Below are 13,934 nucleotides of genomic sequence, written 5' to 3' on the forward strand. Positions count from 1 at the left end.
CTATTCGGCCGGGCGCTCGCCGGCCGGCGCCTTCAGCGCGTCGCACTCCTGTGGCTTCCAGAGGCGGTCCGAGATGAAGCGGCACATCACGTAGAAGGCGGGGGTGAACAACAGGCCGAAGGCCGTCACCCCGATCATCCCGAAGAACACCGCCGTCCCCAGCGCCTGGCGCATCTCGGCGCCTGGCCCGCTGGCGATCACCAGCGGCAGCACGCCCAGGATGAAGGCGAACGAGGTCATCAGGATCGGCCGCAGCCGGGTGTGGGCCGCCTCGACGGCGGCGTCCCAGCGGCTCAGGCCCCGCTCCTCAGCCTGCTTGGCGAACTCGACGATCAGGATGGCGTTCTTGGCCGCCAGCCCGATCAGCACCACCAGCCCGATCTGGGTCAGGATGTTGTTGTCGAAGCCGCGCAGGTTCACGCCCAGGATCGCCGCCAGCAGGCACATCGGCACGATCAGGATGATGGCCAGCGGCAGGGTCACGCTCTCGTACTGCGCCGCCAGCAAGAGGAAGACGAACACCACCGCGAGGCCGAAGGCGATCGCCCCGGTGTTGCCGGCCGTCTTCTGCTGGTAGGCCAGCTCGGTCCACTCGTAGCCGAAGCCCTCGGGCAGCCGCGCCTTGGCCAACGCCTCGACGCGATCCAGCGCCTGGCCCGACGAATAGGCCGGGTTGGTGTCGCCCTGCAGTTCCGCCGCCGGATAGAGGTTGTAGCGCACGACCCGGTACGGCCCGCTATCGTCGCGCACCGTCGCCACGGCCCCCAACGGAACCATGGCCCCGGAGAGCGAGCGCGTCTGCAGCCGGGCGATGTCCGAGGCCTCGTCGCGATACGGCGCATCCGCCTGGGCGGTCACACGATATGTGCGGCCCAGGTAGTTGAAGTCGTTCACGAAGGCCGAGCCCAGATAGACGCTCAAGGTCTCGAACACCCGCTCTGGCGGAACCCCCGCCATCTGCGCCTTGTCACGGTCGATCTCGGCCCACAGGCGCGGCGTCGAGGTGTTGAACAGCGTGAAGACCGACGTGAGCTCCTTCTGCTGGTTGCCTTGCATCATCAGGTCGACGGTGGCCTGCTCCAGGGCGCGATAGCCCTTGCCCTGGCGGTCCTCGATCATCAGCTTCCAGCCGCCGCCGGTGCCGATGCCGCTCACGGGCGGCGGCTGGATCACCAGCACGTTGGCGCCGGCGATCTGCCCCAGCTTCTGGCGCAGCTCGTCCAAGACCGCCTGCGCCTTGATCCCCGCCTTGCCCCGCTCGTGAAAGGCGGTGAGCGGGAGGAAGATGGTCCCGGCGTTGGGGGCGTTGGTGAAGGTGGTGCCGTCCAGGCCCACGAAGGCCGCGGCGTGCTCCACGCCCTTGGTGTCCATGGCGGTCTTGACCACCTGCTGGACGATGGCGTCGGTGCGCGCCAGGGACGAACCGGGCGGCAACTGCACCACCGCGATGAAGTAGCCCTGGTCCTGGGCCGGGATGAAGCCGGTCGGGGTCGCCGAGAAGCGCCAGACGGTGAGCAGCAGCAGCACCGCATAGACCGCCAGCATGATGACGCCGCGACGCACCGTGACGGCGGTCAGTCGCCCATAGCGGTCGCTGAGGACGGCGAAGACCTCGTTGAACTTCTGTCCGAAAAGCTGGAACGGCCGGCGCCAGCCCCTGGCCGGTTCGGGATGCTCGGGGTGACGGCGCAGCACCAGGGCGGCCATGGCCGGCGACAGGGTCAGCGACACCAGGCAAGAGATCACCGTAGCGCTGGCGATGGTGAGCGCGAACTGCTTGTAGAACTGGCCTGAGATGCCGGTGATGAACGCCGTCGGCACGAACACCGCCACCAGCACCAGGGCGATGGCGATCAGGGCGCCGCCCACCTCGTCCATGGTCCGATAGGCCGCCTCCTTGGGCGACATTCCGGCGGCCAGGTTCCGCTCGACGTTCTCGACAACCACGATGGCGTCGTCGACCACGATGCCGATGGCCAGCACCAGGCCGAACAGCGACAGGTTGTTCAGCGAGGCGCCGAAGCCCGCCATCACCGCGAACGCGCCGACCAGCGAGACCGGGATCGCCACCACCGGGATGATCGCCGCCCGCCAGGTTTGCAGGAAGACGATGACCACGAGGACCACAAGGATCACCGCTTCGAACAGGGTCTTGCGGACCTCCTTGATCGACTCGGCGACATATTCCGTCGGGTTGTAGATGACGGTGTACTTCAGGCCCGGCGGGAAGTTCGGGCCGAGGCTCTCCATCGTCTTCAACACGCTGTCGGCGGTGGCCAGCGCGTTCGAGCCGGGCCGCTGGCTGATGCCGATGGCGACGGCCTTCTGGCCGCGGTCGAGGTAGGCGTTGACCCGATAGTCCTGGGCGCCCAGTTCCACCCGCGCCACGTCGCTCAGGCGCACCACGTGCCCGGCGGCGTCGTTCTTCAGCATGATGTTGGCGAACTGGCTGGGGTCGGTCAGGCGCCCTTGCGTGTTCACGTTAAGCTCGAAGGCAGAGCCCGCGGCGCTGAACGGCGCCTGGCCGACGGCGCCGGCGGCGACCTGTACGTTCTGGGCCCGCAGCGTCGAGACGATCTCGCCGGCGGTCAGGCTGTGGGCGGCGGCCTTGTCGGGATCGATCCAGATCCGCATGGCGTAGTCGCGCGCGCCGAAGATCCTAGCGTCGCCCACGCCCTCCAGCCGCGCCAGCCGGTCGCGCACCTGCAGCAGGGCATAGTTCGAGATGTAGTCGGGGCTGCGCGACCCGTCCGGCGAATAGAGGTGGATCACCATCAGGAGGTCGGGCGACGCCTTGCGCGTCACCACGCCCAGCCGCCGCACGTCCTCAGGCAGCCGCGGCTCGGCCGAGGCGACGCGGTTCTGCACCAGAACCTGGGCGTTGTTGAGATCGGTGCCCAGCTTGAACGTCAGGGTGATCGTCAACATGCCGTCCGAGGTGGACGACGAGGTCATGTAGAGCATGTCCTCGACGCCGTTGATCTCCTGCTCCAGCGGCGTCGCCACCGTGTCGGCAAGCACCTCGGCCGAGGCGCCCGGATAGGTCGCCGTGACCGTGATCGTGGGCGGCGCGATCTCCGGATACTGCGCGATCGGCAGCGCTGGATAGGCGAAGGCGCCGACCAGGATGATGATCACCGAGATGACCGCCGCGAAGACCGGGCGGTCGATGAAGAAGCGCGAGAACCGCATCGGACTACTGCGCCTTGGCCGCGGGCGTCGCCTGCGCCGCGGGCTGCTGCAACACGCTGGGCTGCGGCGCGGTCGGAGCGGCGCTGACGATCCGACCGGCCTTCGGCGCGACCTTCATGCCGGGCCGCACGCGCGCCTGGCCCTCGATGATGACCCGGTCGCTGGCCGTGAGGCCGCTGCGCACCACCCGCAGGCCGTCGACGATGGGACCCAGCACCACCTTGCGCGGCTGTACCGTGTCATCCTTTGTCGCGACCAGGACCACCTTGTCCGACTGGTCCGCCAGCACCGAGGCGTCCGGCACCAGCAGCGCGGTGTAGGCGCCCGAACCCAGCAGGCGCATCCGGCCATACATGCCGGGCGTCAGCAGCAGGTTGGGGTTCCGCACTACCGCTCGCCCGCGGATCGTGCCCGAGCCGATGTCGAGCGCATTGTCCACGAAGTCCATGCGGCCGTGCCAGTTGTAGCCGGTCTCGTCCTGCAGCTGGATGTCGACGGGGTTGGAGGCATAGCGCGAGCTGGTCCGCGTGCCGGCCTCGTTGGCCCGCTGATACTTGAGGTACACCGCTTCCGAGCCCGTGAAGGCGAAATGGATCGGATCCAAGGACACCACCGTGGTCAACAGGGTCGCCTCCGACCCGCTGGCCGCGACCAGATTGCCCACGTCGACGCGATGGTCGGATACGCGCCCCGAGATCGGCGAGGTGATCCGTGTGAACCCGACGTCGAGCTGCCGGGCCTGCACCTGGGCCTTGGCGGCGGTGACCGCCGCGTCGGCCGACCGCTGGGTGGCCAGGCGAGCATCATAGGTCGACTTGGAGACGAAGCCCTTGTCCAGCAGCGCCTTGGCGCGCTCCAGCTCCACCTTGGCGTTGGCCGCCTGGGCCTCGGCGCTGGCCTGGTCCGCGCGCGCCTGCGCCAGCGCGGCCTGATAGGGGCGCGGGTCGATGACGAACAGCAGCTGGCCCTGTTTGACGATGTCGCCGTCCCGGAACCCGATGGACTGGACGTAGCCCGATACGCGCGGCCGCACCTCGACCGACTGGATCGCCTCGAAGCGCCCCACGAACTCGTCCCAGTCGATGATCTGGCGCGACAGCGGCGCCGACACCGTCACCGGCGCCGGAGGCGGCGGCCCATCGGCCGTCCTGGCTCCGCACGACACCAGTAGGGGGAAAACGAGGGCCCCCACGGCCCAACGGACCGCTCCCGACATGCCCAACTCCTTGTCGCAGATCGCGGCGCGCTACCCCACGCCGGGCCGCCCCATCAGCGGCGCTCGCACCTTAGCTGGTTACGCTGCGGCAATCTGTCCAGACCTTCGTATGACGCGCGCCGCGATGTGATCCGGCGGCCACAGGGTCGCGTTCAGAGATTGCCCAACGGCGCCCCGTAAACGACCTGATTGATTCCGTTCGGAGGCAAGGCGGGGCTGGGGGTCCAGCGGATCCCGCCGTCGGTCGAGCTGTACATACGGCCCGGCCAGGTGGTGCCGATCATGATCCGCTCGTCGCCCCACATCAGCAGCGGCGGGCTCCGGTGCGCGCGCTTCGTCCAGGCGACCCCGTCGGGCGAGGTGAACACGAAATTCCCACCGGCCGTGCAGAATTCCCTCCCCGTCCAGACGATCGTGCGCAGGTCCTCCCCCGGCTCACTGGCCTGATGCTCCCAGGTCTTGCCGTCGACGCTGCTCATGCGCAGCCCGTCCCGGCCGGTCAGGACAAAGCGGCCCGCGCCGAAGGCCACCGCTCGCAGGAGCGGGAAGTCGGTGCTGAAGTGCTCGATGGACTCCCCGTCACGCGAGCTCGCGCACCAGCATTCCTTCTGGCTGGGGGTCGAATTGCCGGTGAACACGAAACGTCCGTTTCCCGCGGCGCCCGACCGGAACCAGAACGCGCCCCCCGGATAGTCGATCTTGGCGCCCCGGCGCCACGCGACGCCGTCGTCCGATAGCACCAGGGCCTTGTCGGAGGTCCCGGCCACGAAGCGTCCTTCGCCGAACACCACCGGATTGATCCGGTTGGAGGCCTTGGCCACCTCCTTCCACGTGACCCCATCCGACGAGACCAGGACGTGGCCGGCCTGGGTCTCGCGCGTCCAGCCGCCGCCGCCCACCGCCACGAAGCGGCCCTTGCCGAAGGCCACGCTCATCAGGTTGTTGCTGTCGTCGCCGCCCGCATCGGCCCACTGCTCGACGTTCTCCCAGGTGACGCCGTCGCGGGAACTCATCCGCCGCCCCCCATAGCCGACCGCCACGTAGAGGCCCCCGCCGCTCGCGGCCGCGGCGTCTGACGCCCGGGTCGCGACCAGCAAGGCCGCCGGCCCGGAGGTGAGGAGATGTCGTCGATTCATGGCGCCGGCTTCCTGTGGGGCCGGCGATCCTAGCTGACGGAGAGAGGCAGACCAGGGGGTCGGGCCACCGACCAGCGCCCGTCGTTGGCGCTCGCCGGAGCAACCAGGGGCTCCCCACACAGCCGCCGCCAGACCTGGCCGAACAACGCCCGCACCTCACGCGCCGCCGCGCCGTCGGGCTCGGTCTCCATGACGGAGCGCCCTTGGCCGAAGGCGGTCTGATAGACCATCCGCGCCCGCAGCGCCGAGGGGGCGACCGGCAGTTTGGCGAAGCGCAGCGCCTCGAACGCCTTCACCACCGACGGCGGTTCCAGCCCGGCGCGCGCCGGGGCGCACTGGTTGAGCACGATCAACCCCTCGCGTCCCAGCCGGTGGATCACCGCCACCGACAGCACCGCCGCGGCGAGGTCGAGATAGGTCGGCCGGGCGACCGCCACACACAGGTCGGCGACCTTCACCGCCTCGGCCACGTCGGCCTCCGGCGCGGCCGGCGTGTCGATGATCAGAAGCTCGACGCCCGAGCGTTGGCAGGCGTGCGTCAGGGCGAACAGCTTCGAGGCGCTGGTCTCGAACAGCAGCCCCGGCGCCTCTTCGCGGCCCTTCAACACCTCGCAGGCGCTGCGCATCGGATCGGCGTCGGCGAGCACCGCACGTATGCCCATCGCCCGGGCCGCCAGCGTCAGGTTGACCGCGACCGTCGTCTTCCCCGCCCCGCCCTTGCGGGACATCACGGCAAGCGTCTTCACGGTCGTCCTCGCACACGGCGGGCGCTCGAGACGTCGCACGCGCCCTCTCAGGCGCTCATCTAATGCACAAGTTATCCACAGGCGGAAGGCCGGTCCTGTGGATGGAGCCTGCTACTTGGGCGCAGGCATGTTCGTCTGGGCCTTGTCCAACTCTTCCCGTGCGCTGATGCGACGCGCATCCCAATCCGCCTGGGTCATGCAGAGACGCTGCTTCATGCGGCTGCCCAGGACGGGCTCACGCTTGCAGACGGTGTCGCCCGGCTCGGGCTTCGCCTTGGACTTCGCCGGCGCGGTGGCGACGGCGGGCGCCACGGTGGTGGGCTCGGCCGCCGGCGCCGCGGCCAGGATCGCGACGAATGCCAGGACCACCATCTCCTTCCTTCGCTAGAAGGTCAGCGGCTTCGTGCTCTGGTTCTTCTCGACTTCGTCGCGGGCGTCGTTCTTCAGGCGGTCCCAGTCGGCCTGCGGCATGCAGGTGCGCTGCTTCATCCGGCTGCCGAGCACGGCTTCCTTCTTGCAGACCAGCCCGGTCTTGTCGGCCTTGGCGGCCGTCGACTTGGCCGGCGCCGCGGCCGTCGCGCCGGCCGGCGCGGGCGTGGCGGGATCGGCGGCGGCGGCCAGGACAGCCAGGGCGAAGACGGCGGAGATCATGTCGGTCGCGCTCCTTACCGAGGGCGGAAACTGAGTGACTTATCGTTGTTACGCTACCTCCACCTCGCGGACGTTGTCGATGCCCGCTTGTCGCAACGCCTCGATCAGTTCGGCCACCACCGCCGCAAGCTGCTCGGGATCGCGGCCGCGGATCACCAGGTTCGAGCCGTAGCCCTCGGCGCTGAAGAACGGATAGCTGCCCAGGGACATGTCCGTGTGGGCCCTCGCCACCGCCTCCAGGGGCGCGGCGATCACGCCCTCACCCGAGCCCTCGACGCGCACCGTGCGCGAAACGGTCGGCCGCCCGCCCCGCATCCGGGGCCCCACGTCCTCCAGCATGCCCCGCATGATCTGCGGGACGCCGGCCAGGGTGAACACATTGCCGATCGTGAAGCCGGGCGGCCCCTGGACGGGATTCTTCACCAGGTCGCCGCCCACCGGCACCCGCGCCATGCGCCGCCGCGCCGCGTTCAGCTCACCGCCCCAGCGGGCGGTCATCATGGCGATGATCTCGGGGTGCTCGTACAGCTCGACCTCGAACGCGGCGGCGACAGCATCGGCGGTGATATCGTCGTGCGTCGGCCCGATGCCGCCCGTGGTGATCACATAGTCGTACCGTCCGCGCAGCGCGTTGAGCGCGTCGACGATCTCACCCAGCACGTCCGGCACCGTCCGCGCCTCGGCCAGATCCACACCGATGACGCCGAGATATCGGGCGATGTCCCGCAGGTTAGTGTCCTGGGTCCGCCCGGAAAGAATCTCGTCGCCGATGATCAACACCGCGGCGGTGACCCGCTCGTCCTGTCCGCTCGCCATCCGCTCGCCCCTCGCCTACACCAGCCCGTTCCGCTCACCGGACTAAAGCCTTCCATGGACTTCCCGCAACCGCTCTTCAGAGGAACCCTCGTCAGCCGCTACAAGCGCTTCTTCGCGGATGTGGTGCTCGAGGACGGGACTCCGATCACCGCCCACTGTCCAAATCCCGGGGCGATGCTGGGCCTGAACACGCCAGGCCTGCCCGCCTGGGTCTCGAAGTCGGACGATCCGAAGCGGAAGCTGGCCCACACCTTGGAACTGGTGGAGGCCGACGGCGGCCTGGTCGGGATCAACACCCTGCACCCCAACCGCATCACCGCCGAGGCCCTGGCCGCGGACGCCATCCCGGAGGTCGCCGGCTACGCCACGCACCGGCGAGAGGTGCGGTACGGCGAGAACAGCCGCGTCGACTTCCTGCTGGAACACCCGGACCGGCCGGCTTGCTGGCTGGAGGTCAAGAACTGCCACCTCCGGCGCAGCGGAACCCTGGCGGAGTTCCCGGACTGCGTCGCGGCCCGATCGCTGAAACACCTGCGCGAACTGACGGCGATGGTGCGCGCGGGCCAGCGGGCGGTCATGCTATTCGTGATCCAGCGCGCCGACTGCGACGCTTTCTCGGCCTGCGCCGAGCTGGATCCGGCGTACGCCAAGGGCCTGACCGAGGCGGCGGCGGCAGGCGTCGAGGTGCTGGCCTACCGCTGCGCGATCACGCCCGAGCGCGTCGCGCTCGCCGATCGGGTGCCGTGGACCGGCGCCGCCTGACGGCGCGCCATCGGGTTCAAGCGCCCTAAGCGCCGCCGGTCTGCAGGATCTGTATGTAGCGGTTGAAGGCGCCCGCCTCGGCGTGGCCCGCCCGTTCCAGCTCCAGGACCAGCCGTCCCGCCAGATCGAAGCTGGCGTAGGTATAGTGCACGATCAGGACGAGGCGGCGCAGCAGGTCCGGATCCCAACGCTCGGGCGTCGTCGGATCCCGGACATAGACCACGTCCGCTTCCAGGAGCTGCTGGAAGGGCTGGCGGATGTCGTTGTTGCGCAGGACGGGCGCGATCGACCAGCGCTTGAGTTCGGTAAAGGCGTGCGGCAGGAACCCGCGGCTGCGCATCCACACGTCGATGTCGCCGAAGGTGGGCTGCCCCTCGTACAGGGGCACGAACGACACCTCGAGCTGCACCGCCGCGCAACGCGCCAGGCGAGCCTGGCCGCTCTCCAGCGCCGCGAGTTCGCCGCCCTGGATGTCCATCTTGACGAAGTCCAGGTCGGGCAGCCCGGTCACATCGTCCAGCCGCGTGGTCTGCACGGGCAGGATGTCGTGGATCTCGCCGAAACGGTCGAAGCCGTTGAAGAAGCCGAGGCCCCGTGCGGAGGGCTTCAGCAGCGAGGTCATGCCGGACGCCGGCGCGGCAAGGTGCAGCGTGCCCGGCCCGCCATCGCCAACGATGTCGCCGAACAGGCGCAGGTCGTCGCCATAGCGCTGCCGAAGCGCCGCATGCTGTCGGACGTCGGCCTCGAAGGCGCTCAACCGGCCCAGCTTCAGGTCCAGAAGCGGCTTGTAGGGCGGGTCCTCGTTGATCAGCGCCGCGCCGATGTCGGCGATCTCCAGCACCCCTTCGACGTTCAGGAGCTCGGCGAGCGCGGGGCGGGGCACGGTCATGCGGCGGTTATGCTCCGCGCCGCCACGCCCTGTCCACGCGAGGGGCGGCGACGGGTCACCTTGTGCGCGAACTGCACGCGCATGATATACCCGCGACCATGACAGACACCCTCGACGGCGAATACCGGACCGGCCAGATCAAGCTGCACGACGCGGCGGGCTTCGAAGGCATGCGCAAGGCCGGCCGCTTGGCCGCCGAGTGCCTCGACATGCTGGCGCCGCACGTCGTGCCGGGCGCGGTCACTGACCACCTCGACACCCTGGCCCGCGAGTTCATCCTGGACAACGGCGCCTTGCCCGCCTGCCTCGGCTATCGCGGCTATACCAAGACCGTCTGCATCAGCCCGAACCACATCGTCTGCCATGGCATCCCCGGCGAGCGCGTGCTGCGCGAGGGCGACATCGTCAACATCGACGTCACCGTGATCGTCGACGGCTGGCACGGCGATACCTCGCGGATGTACGGAGTCGGCGCGGTCGCACCGCGCGCGAAGCGGCTGGTCGACGTGACCTACGAGGCCCTGGAAAAGGGCCTGGCCCAGGTGAAGCCGGGCGCCCGCACCGGCGACATCGGCGCAGCCATCCAGCAGTACGTCGAGAGCATGCGCTGCTCGGTGGTCCGCGATTTCTGCGGCCACGGCCTGGGTAAGGTGTTCCACGACGCGCCCAACATCCTGCACTTCGGCCAGAAGGGCACGGGCGAGGTGCTGAAGGCCGGCATGTTCTTCACGATCGAGCCGATGGTGAACCTGGGCAAGCATCCGGTGAAGCTGCTCTCCGACGGATGGACGGCGGTCACGCGCGACAAGTCACTGTCGGCCCAGTGCGAGCACTCGGTGGGCGTCACCGAGGATGGGTTCGAAATCTTCACCGGCTCGCCGACCGGCCAGTTCAAGCCGCCTATCCTCAGCGCCTAGACGGCCCCCTCAAGCCGGGCGATGCTCCGGCCATGAAGCTCGTCCTCGCCCTCAGCACCGCCATGCTCACCGCGACCCCGTCCCTGATCGGCACGGACGCGAGCCTCGTCGGCATCGGGTTCATCTGTGGGGCGGAGACGGCCGCTGCGCCCAGCGGCGGCGCGGCGTCGGGGGTCATGCTGACCGGCTTCGGCGACGCGACCTTCGCCGTCGATGGCAATGCCGAGGCCGCCGCCTGGTTCAACCATGGTCTGCGCCTCTATCACGCGTTCGCCCACGACGAGCAGCGCGCCGCCTTCGCGCGCGCCGCGGCCGCCGACCCGACGTGCAGCCTCTGCGCTTCCGGGGTTGCGCTGTCGCTTGGTCCGACCCTGAACACCGGCATCACGCCTCTCGAGATGGCCGAGGCGCTGAAGTTGGCCAAGCGGGCGGCCGAACTGGCCAAGCCCGGCGATACCCGCGCCCTGCGCCTGGCCGAGGCGCTGCAGCTCCGCTACGGCCCCGAGACGCCCAAGGAGGGTCGGGAGCAGGCATTCGGCCACGCCCTGGACGCCATGGTGCGCGCCGACCCCAAGGACGACATGATCGCCAACCTGGCCGCGCACGCCCTGATCATTCCGGCGCGGCAGGACGACTACACCGGCGTCGCCCGCTCGATCGAGATCGCCGAGATGGTGCTGGCGCGCAATCCGAACGACAGCGCCGCCATCCACTACTACATCCACGCCACCGAGTTCGCGGGCAAGGCGGGCCTCGCCCTGCCCTACGCGAACCGCCTGGCCGACCTGTCACCGGGCGCCGGTCACCTTGTGCACATGGGCACCCACACTATGATGCGGGTCGGCCACTACGAGGACGTCGCCCTCAACAACGCCCGCGCGCTGAAAGTCGACGCCGAGACACAGGTCGGCATGGCGCAGACGGGCGCGCTCAGCCAGCGCTACTACCTGCACAACTACCTGTTCGGTCTGAGCGGCGCACTGATGGCGGGCGACGGCGCGCTGGCGGTGAAGTACGCCGACCACGCCGAACGCACCTTCCCCAAGGCCGCGCCCGAGCGCAGCAAGGTGTTGTCGCGCGCCCGCAGCCTCGTGGCCCTCGCCCGTTTCGACCCCGACCGCGCGCTGGCGGTGGGCGCCGCCAAGGACGAGCCGCGCATGCTCGCCATCTATCGCCACTACGCCCGCGGCGAAGCGCTGGCGGCGAAGCGGGACGCCACGGGCGTTCGACATGAGGCGGCCGCCATCGCCGCGCTCGGCGCCCACGGCGCTACGCCGGCGGATCTCGGGGGCGAGGTGGAGATCGCCGAGATCTCCCAAGGCGTGCTGCTGGGGCGCGCCGCGATGATCGCGCGCAAGCCGGGTGAGGCGGTGGGCCACTTCGAACGCGCCGCCCTGGCCCAGGAGAAGGCCTTCCCCGTCCCGAAGAACTTCGACCCACCGCCCTGGTGGTATCCGGTGCGCCGCAGCCTGGCCGCCGCCTACCTGAAGGCCGGCAAGCCGACCGAGGCCGCCGCCGCCGCGCGCGCCAGCCTCGCCGAGTGGCCGCACGACGCCCTGGCCCTGCGCATCCTGGCCCAGGCCGACAAGGCCAAGGCGGGCGAGTATCGCGCCGAGGCCAGGAGGGCGTATCGCGGGGACTTGGCGAAGGTCCCGCTCGACCTCACCTAGTCGGCATGATCCTGCGCAGATGGACCGGCCGCATCCGCACGGCCGATGAAGCGGAGTACCGCGACTACATCGTCGGCACCGGCGGCAACGACTACACGTCGACGCCCGGCAATCTCGGCTGGCAGATGCTGTTCCGCGACCTGGGAGACGGCACCAGCGAAGTGACCACCCTCTCCTGGTGGAGCGACCTCGAAGTGATCCGCGGCTTCGCGGGCGAGGACTACGGGCGCGCCCGCTACTATCCGGAGGACGATCGCTTCCTGCTCGACCGCCCGCTGAACGTGGACCACTTCCGCGTCGCCGACGGGTCGCTGTTCGGCTAGTCGACCCGCGTCAGCACGCCCTTCGCGCCGGAATAGGTGGCGGTGTAGGCCAGCGCGCCCTCGGGCGTTTCGCGGAAGACCTCGCCTGCCCCGGGGGAGCAGGCGGCGGCGCTGCCGGCCTCGAACCTGTCGACGCTGAACTCCGCGCCCTCGGGTCGGACCGCCGCTAGGGTGATGTCGCCGACGCAGGGCACGTGCGGGACGCGGATTGTGCCGCAAGCCTTGCCCTCCCCACACCCCGCCGTGATCGTCAGCTCGATCCGTCGGCGCTCGCCGCCGTCCTGGAACGAGCCGACCCACGACCCGGCCCACCGCGCGGGATCGGGCAGCGTCGGCATCTCCGCCTTGGCGGGCGCCGCCTCCGCGTCGGGCTGCGCCTGCGCGGCGGGAACCTGGGCCTTGGCCGGCGCGTGCTGCCACCAGTTGGTCGTCAGGGTGACCACAGCGCCGATCGTCGCGACGGCGATCGCGCTGACGGCGGCCCAGGCGGCGGGACTCATGCCGCCACGCGGCGGGTCTCCAGGCGTGTCGGGCATCGCCGCCTCCTGCTTCCCCGCCACAGCACCACGATCGCGCGCCGCTCGCAACGTGAAGTGGCGCCGCCTCAACCCACCGTCGCCCGTTCGACGACGTAACCCGCCCGCAAGCCTTCGTTACACATCCCTCACTTGCCGCTCGCGGCGTCGCGGGGCAGCTTCCCACGCAGGGACGGGGGTGGAAGTCAGAGGGTCATGCTTTCCATCAAGGGTTTGACGCACGTCTATCCGAACGGGACGCGCGCGCTGGACGGCGTCGATCTTGAGATCGGCAAGGGCATGTTCGGGCTGCTGGGTCCCAACGGCGCCGGCAAGTCCACGCTGATGCGCGCCATCGCCACGCTGCAGACGCCGACGTCGGGTCAGATCCAATTCGGCGACATCGACGTGATCGCCCAGCCCGAGGCGCTCCGGCGCACGCTGGGCTACCTGCCGCAGGACTTCGGCGTCTATCCGCGGGTCTCGGCGCTCGACCTTCTCGACCACATGGCCGTGCTCAAGGGCATCGCCTCCAAGGGCGAGCGTAAGGACACGGTCGAGACCCTGCTGTCCCAGGTAAACCTGTGGGAGGTGCGCAAGAAGGCCGTCGCCGGCTATTCCGGCGGCATGCGCCAGCGCTTCGGCATCGCCCAGGCGCTGATCGGCCGGCCCAGCCTGATCATCGTCGACGAGCCCACCGCCGGCCTCGACCCCGAGGAGCGCAACCGCTTCCTGAACCTGCTGGCCGAGATCGGCGAGAACGTGGTGGTGATCCTGTCCACCCACATCGTCGATGACGTCTCCGATCTTTGCCCGCGCATGGCCGTCCTGGCCGGCGGCCGGATCCTACGCGAGGGCGCTCCCGCCGACCTGGTCCAGGGGTTGTCGGGCAAGGTGTGGAAAAAGATCATCGACCGCGCCGAGCTGGACGTCGAGCGCGAGCGCAACCAGGTGATCTCCACGCGCCTGGCCGGCGGCCGCACCGTCATCCACGTCCTGGCCGACCATGCTCCGGGCGACGGCTTCGAGCCCGTCCAGGGTGGGCTGGAGGACGTCTACTTCTCCACCCTCGCCGCCTCGCGCCGCGCGGCCTGACCGGAA

General features: G+C 69.7%; 14 protein-coding genes. 5 read left to right on the plus strand and 9 right to left on the minus strand.

Annotated features, from left to right (window positions below):
• The 7 genes from ACODSY_RS06125 to ACODSY_RS06155 all read right to left on the minus strand — a co-directional run bounded on the left by ACODSY_RS06125 (nucleotide 1) and on the right by ACODSY_RS06155 (nucleotide 7,757).
• A complete protein-coding gene (locus ACODSY_RS06125; RefSeq protein WP_488950778.1) occupies nucleotides 1-3,192 on the minus strand; it encodes an efflux RND transporter permease subunit in 3,192 nt (1,063 codons plus the stop codon).
• Nucleotides 3,193-3,196: 4 nt separating this feature from the next.
• Complete coding sequence (locus ACODSY_RS06130) at nucleotides 3,197-4,408, minus strand: efflux RND transporter periplasmic adaptor subunit (RefSeq protein WP_488950779.1); 1,212 nt, start codon at nucleotides 4,406-4,408, stop codon at nucleotides 3,197-3,199.
• 152 nt (nucleotides 4,409-4,560) lie between these two features.
• A complete protein-coding gene (locus ACODSY_RS06135; RefSeq protein ID WP_488950780.1) occupies nucleotides 4,561-5,544 on the minus strand; it encodes a beta propeller repeat protein in 984 nt (327 codons plus the stop codon).
• 29 nt (nucleotides 5,545-5,573) lie between these two features.
• Complete coding sequence (locus ACODSY_RS06140; RefSeq protein ID WP_488950781.1) at nucleotides 5,574-6,290, minus strand: nucleotide-binding protein; 717 nt, start codon at nucleotides 6,288-6,290, stop codon at nucleotides 5,574-5,576.
• Between the two features lie 111 nt (nucleotides 6,291-6,401).
• Entirely contained in the window at nucleotides 6,402-6,662 is a 261-nt protein-coding gene (locus ACODSY_RS06145) for a hypothetical protein (RefSeq protein WP_488950782.1), read from the minus strand.
• A 12-nt stretch (nucleotides 6,663-6,674) separates the two neighbouring features.
• Nucleotides 6,675-6,941 (minus strand): hypothetical protein, encoded by a 267-nt coding sequence (locus ACODSY_RS06150; protein ID WP_488950783.1) that lies wholly within the window; start codon nucleotides 6,939-6,941, stop codon nucleotides 6,675-6,677.
• A 48-nt stretch (nucleotides 6,942-6,989) separates the two neighbouring features.
• Nucleotides 6,990-7,757, minus strand: coding sequence for a competence/damage-inducible protein A (locus ACODSY_RS06155; protein ID WP_488950784.1), 768 nt, complete (start codon nucleotides 7,755-7,757; stop codon nucleotides 6,990-6,992).
• A 54-nt stretch (nucleotides 7,758-7,811) separates the two neighbouring features.
• Here ACODSY_RS06155 and sfsA point away from each other — a divergent pair, with 54 nt between their 5' ends.
• Complete coding sequence (gene sfsA / locus ACODSY_RS06160) at nucleotides 7,812-8,519, plus strand: DNA/RNA nuclease SfsA (protein ID WP_488950785.1); 708 nt, start codon at nucleotides 7,812-7,814, stop codon at nucleotides 8,517-8,519.
• Nucleotides 8,520-8,544: 25 nt separating this feature from the next.
• On the opposite strand, the gene ACODSY_RS06165 is transcribed toward sfsA, so the two are convergent.
• Nucleotides 8,545-9,408 (minus strand): FkbM family methyltransferase, encoded by an 864-nt coding sequence (locus tag ACODSY_RS06165; protein WP_488950786.1) that lies wholly within the window; start codon nucleotides 9,406-9,408, stop codon nucleotides 8,545-8,547.
• Between the two features lie 98 nt (nucleotides 9,409-9,506).
• On the opposite strand from ACODSY_RS06165, the gene map reads away from it, so the two are divergent.
• From map to ACODSY_RS06180, 3 genes are read left to right on the plus strand one after another with little or no spacing between them, the layout of a single operon-like run.
• Nucleotides 9,507-10,325, plus strand: a complete 819-nt coding sequence (map, locus tag ACODSY_RS06170; protein WP_488950787.1) for a type I methionyl aminopeptidase — start codon at nucleotides 9,507-9,509, stop codon at nucleotides 10,323-10,325.
• 32 nt (nucleotides 10,326-10,357) lie between these two features.
• Complete coding sequence (locus ACODSY_RS06175) at nucleotides 10,358-11,995, plus strand: hypothetical protein (protein ID WP_488950788.1); 1,638 nt, start codon at nucleotides 10,358-10,360, stop codon at nucleotides 11,993-11,995.
• A 5-nt stretch (nucleotides 11,996-12,000) separates the two neighbouring features.
• Nucleotides 12,001-12,318 (plus strand): hypothetical protein, encoded by a 318-nt coding sequence (locus ACODSY_RS06180; protein ID WP_488950789.1) that lies wholly within the window; start codon nucleotides 12,001-12,003, stop codon nucleotides 12,316-12,318.
• Here the strand turns inward: ACODSY_RS06180 and ACODSY_RS06185 are convergent.
• A complete protein-coding gene (locus tag ACODSY_RS06185) occupies nucleotides 12,315-12,854 on the minus strand; it encodes a hypothetical protein (RefSeq protein ID WP_488950790.1) in 540 nt (179 codons plus the stop codon). The two genes, ACODSY_RS06180 and ACODSY_RS06185, sit on opposite strands and share 4 nt — an antisense overlap.
• Nucleotides 12,855-13,049: 195 nt before the next feature.
• On the opposite strand from ACODSY_RS06185, the gene ACODSY_RS06190 reads away from it, so the two are divergent.
• Nucleotides 13,050-13,928 (plus strand): ABC transporter ATP-binding protein, encoded by an 879-nt coding sequence (locus ACODSY_RS06190; protein ID WP_488950791.1) that lies wholly within the window; start codon nucleotides 13,050-13,052, stop codon nucleotides 13,926-13,928.
• The last annotated feature ends 6 nt before the right edge of the window (nucleotides 13,929-13,934 follow it).

This window comes from Phenylobacterium sp. FG114 (assembly GCF_057809855.1).

Bases quoted from the DNA above. Each gene is read 5' to 3' on its own strand.
- ACODSY_RS06125 (WP_488950778.1), bottom strand. From the start codon at position 3,192: ATGCGGTTCTCGCGCTTCTTCATCGACCGCCCGGTCTTCGCGGCGGTC.
- ACODSY_RS06130 (WP_488950779.1), bottom strand. From the start codon at position 4,408: ATGTCGGGAGCGGTCCGTTGGGCCGTGGGGGCCCTCGTTTTCCCCCTA.
- ACODSY_RS06135 (WP_488950780.1), bottom strand. From the start codon at position 5,544: ATGAATCGACGACATCTCCTCACCTCCGGGCCGGCGGCCTTGCTGGTC.
- ACODSY_RS06145 (WP_488950782.1), bottom strand. From the start codon at position 6,662: ATGGTGGTCCTGGCATTCGTCGCGATCCTGGCCGCGGCGCCGGCGGCC.
- ACODSY_RS06150 (WP_488950783.1), bottom strand. From the start codon at position 6,941: ATGATCTCCGCCGTCTTCGCCCTGGCTGTCCTGGCCGCCGCCGCCGAT.
- ACODSY_RS06155 (WP_488950784.1), bottom strand. From the start codon at position 7,757: ATGGCGAGCGGACAGGACGAGCGGGTCACCGCCGCGGTGTTGATCATC.
- sfsA (WP_488950785.1), top strand. From the start codon at position 7,812: ATGGACTTCCCGCAACCGCTCTTCAGAGGAACCCTCGTCAGCCGCTAC.
- ACODSY_RS06165 (WP_488950786.1), bottom strand. From the start codon at position 9,408: ATGACCGTGCCCCGCCCCGCGCTCGCCGAGCTCCTGAACGTCGAAGGG.
- map (WP_488950787.1), top strand. From the start codon at position 9,507: ATGACAGACACCCTCGACGGCGAATACCGGACCGGCCAGATCAAGCTG.
- ACODSY_RS06175 (WP_488950788.1), top strand. From the start codon at position 10,358: ATGAAGCTCGTCCTCGCCCTCAGCACCGCCATGCTCACCGCGACCCCG.
- ACODSY_RS06180 (WP_488950789.1), top strand. From the start codon at position 12,001: ATGATCCTGCGCAGATGGACCGGCCGCATCCGCACGGCCGATGAAGCG.
- ACODSY_RS06185 (WP_488950790.1), bottom strand. From the start codon at position 12,854: ATGCCCGACACGCCTGGAGACCCGCCGCGTGGCGGCATGAGTCCCGCC.
- ACODSY_RS06190 (WP_488950791.1), top strand. From the start codon at position 13,050: ATGCTTTCCATCAAGGGTTTGACGCACGTCTATCCGAACGGGACGCGC.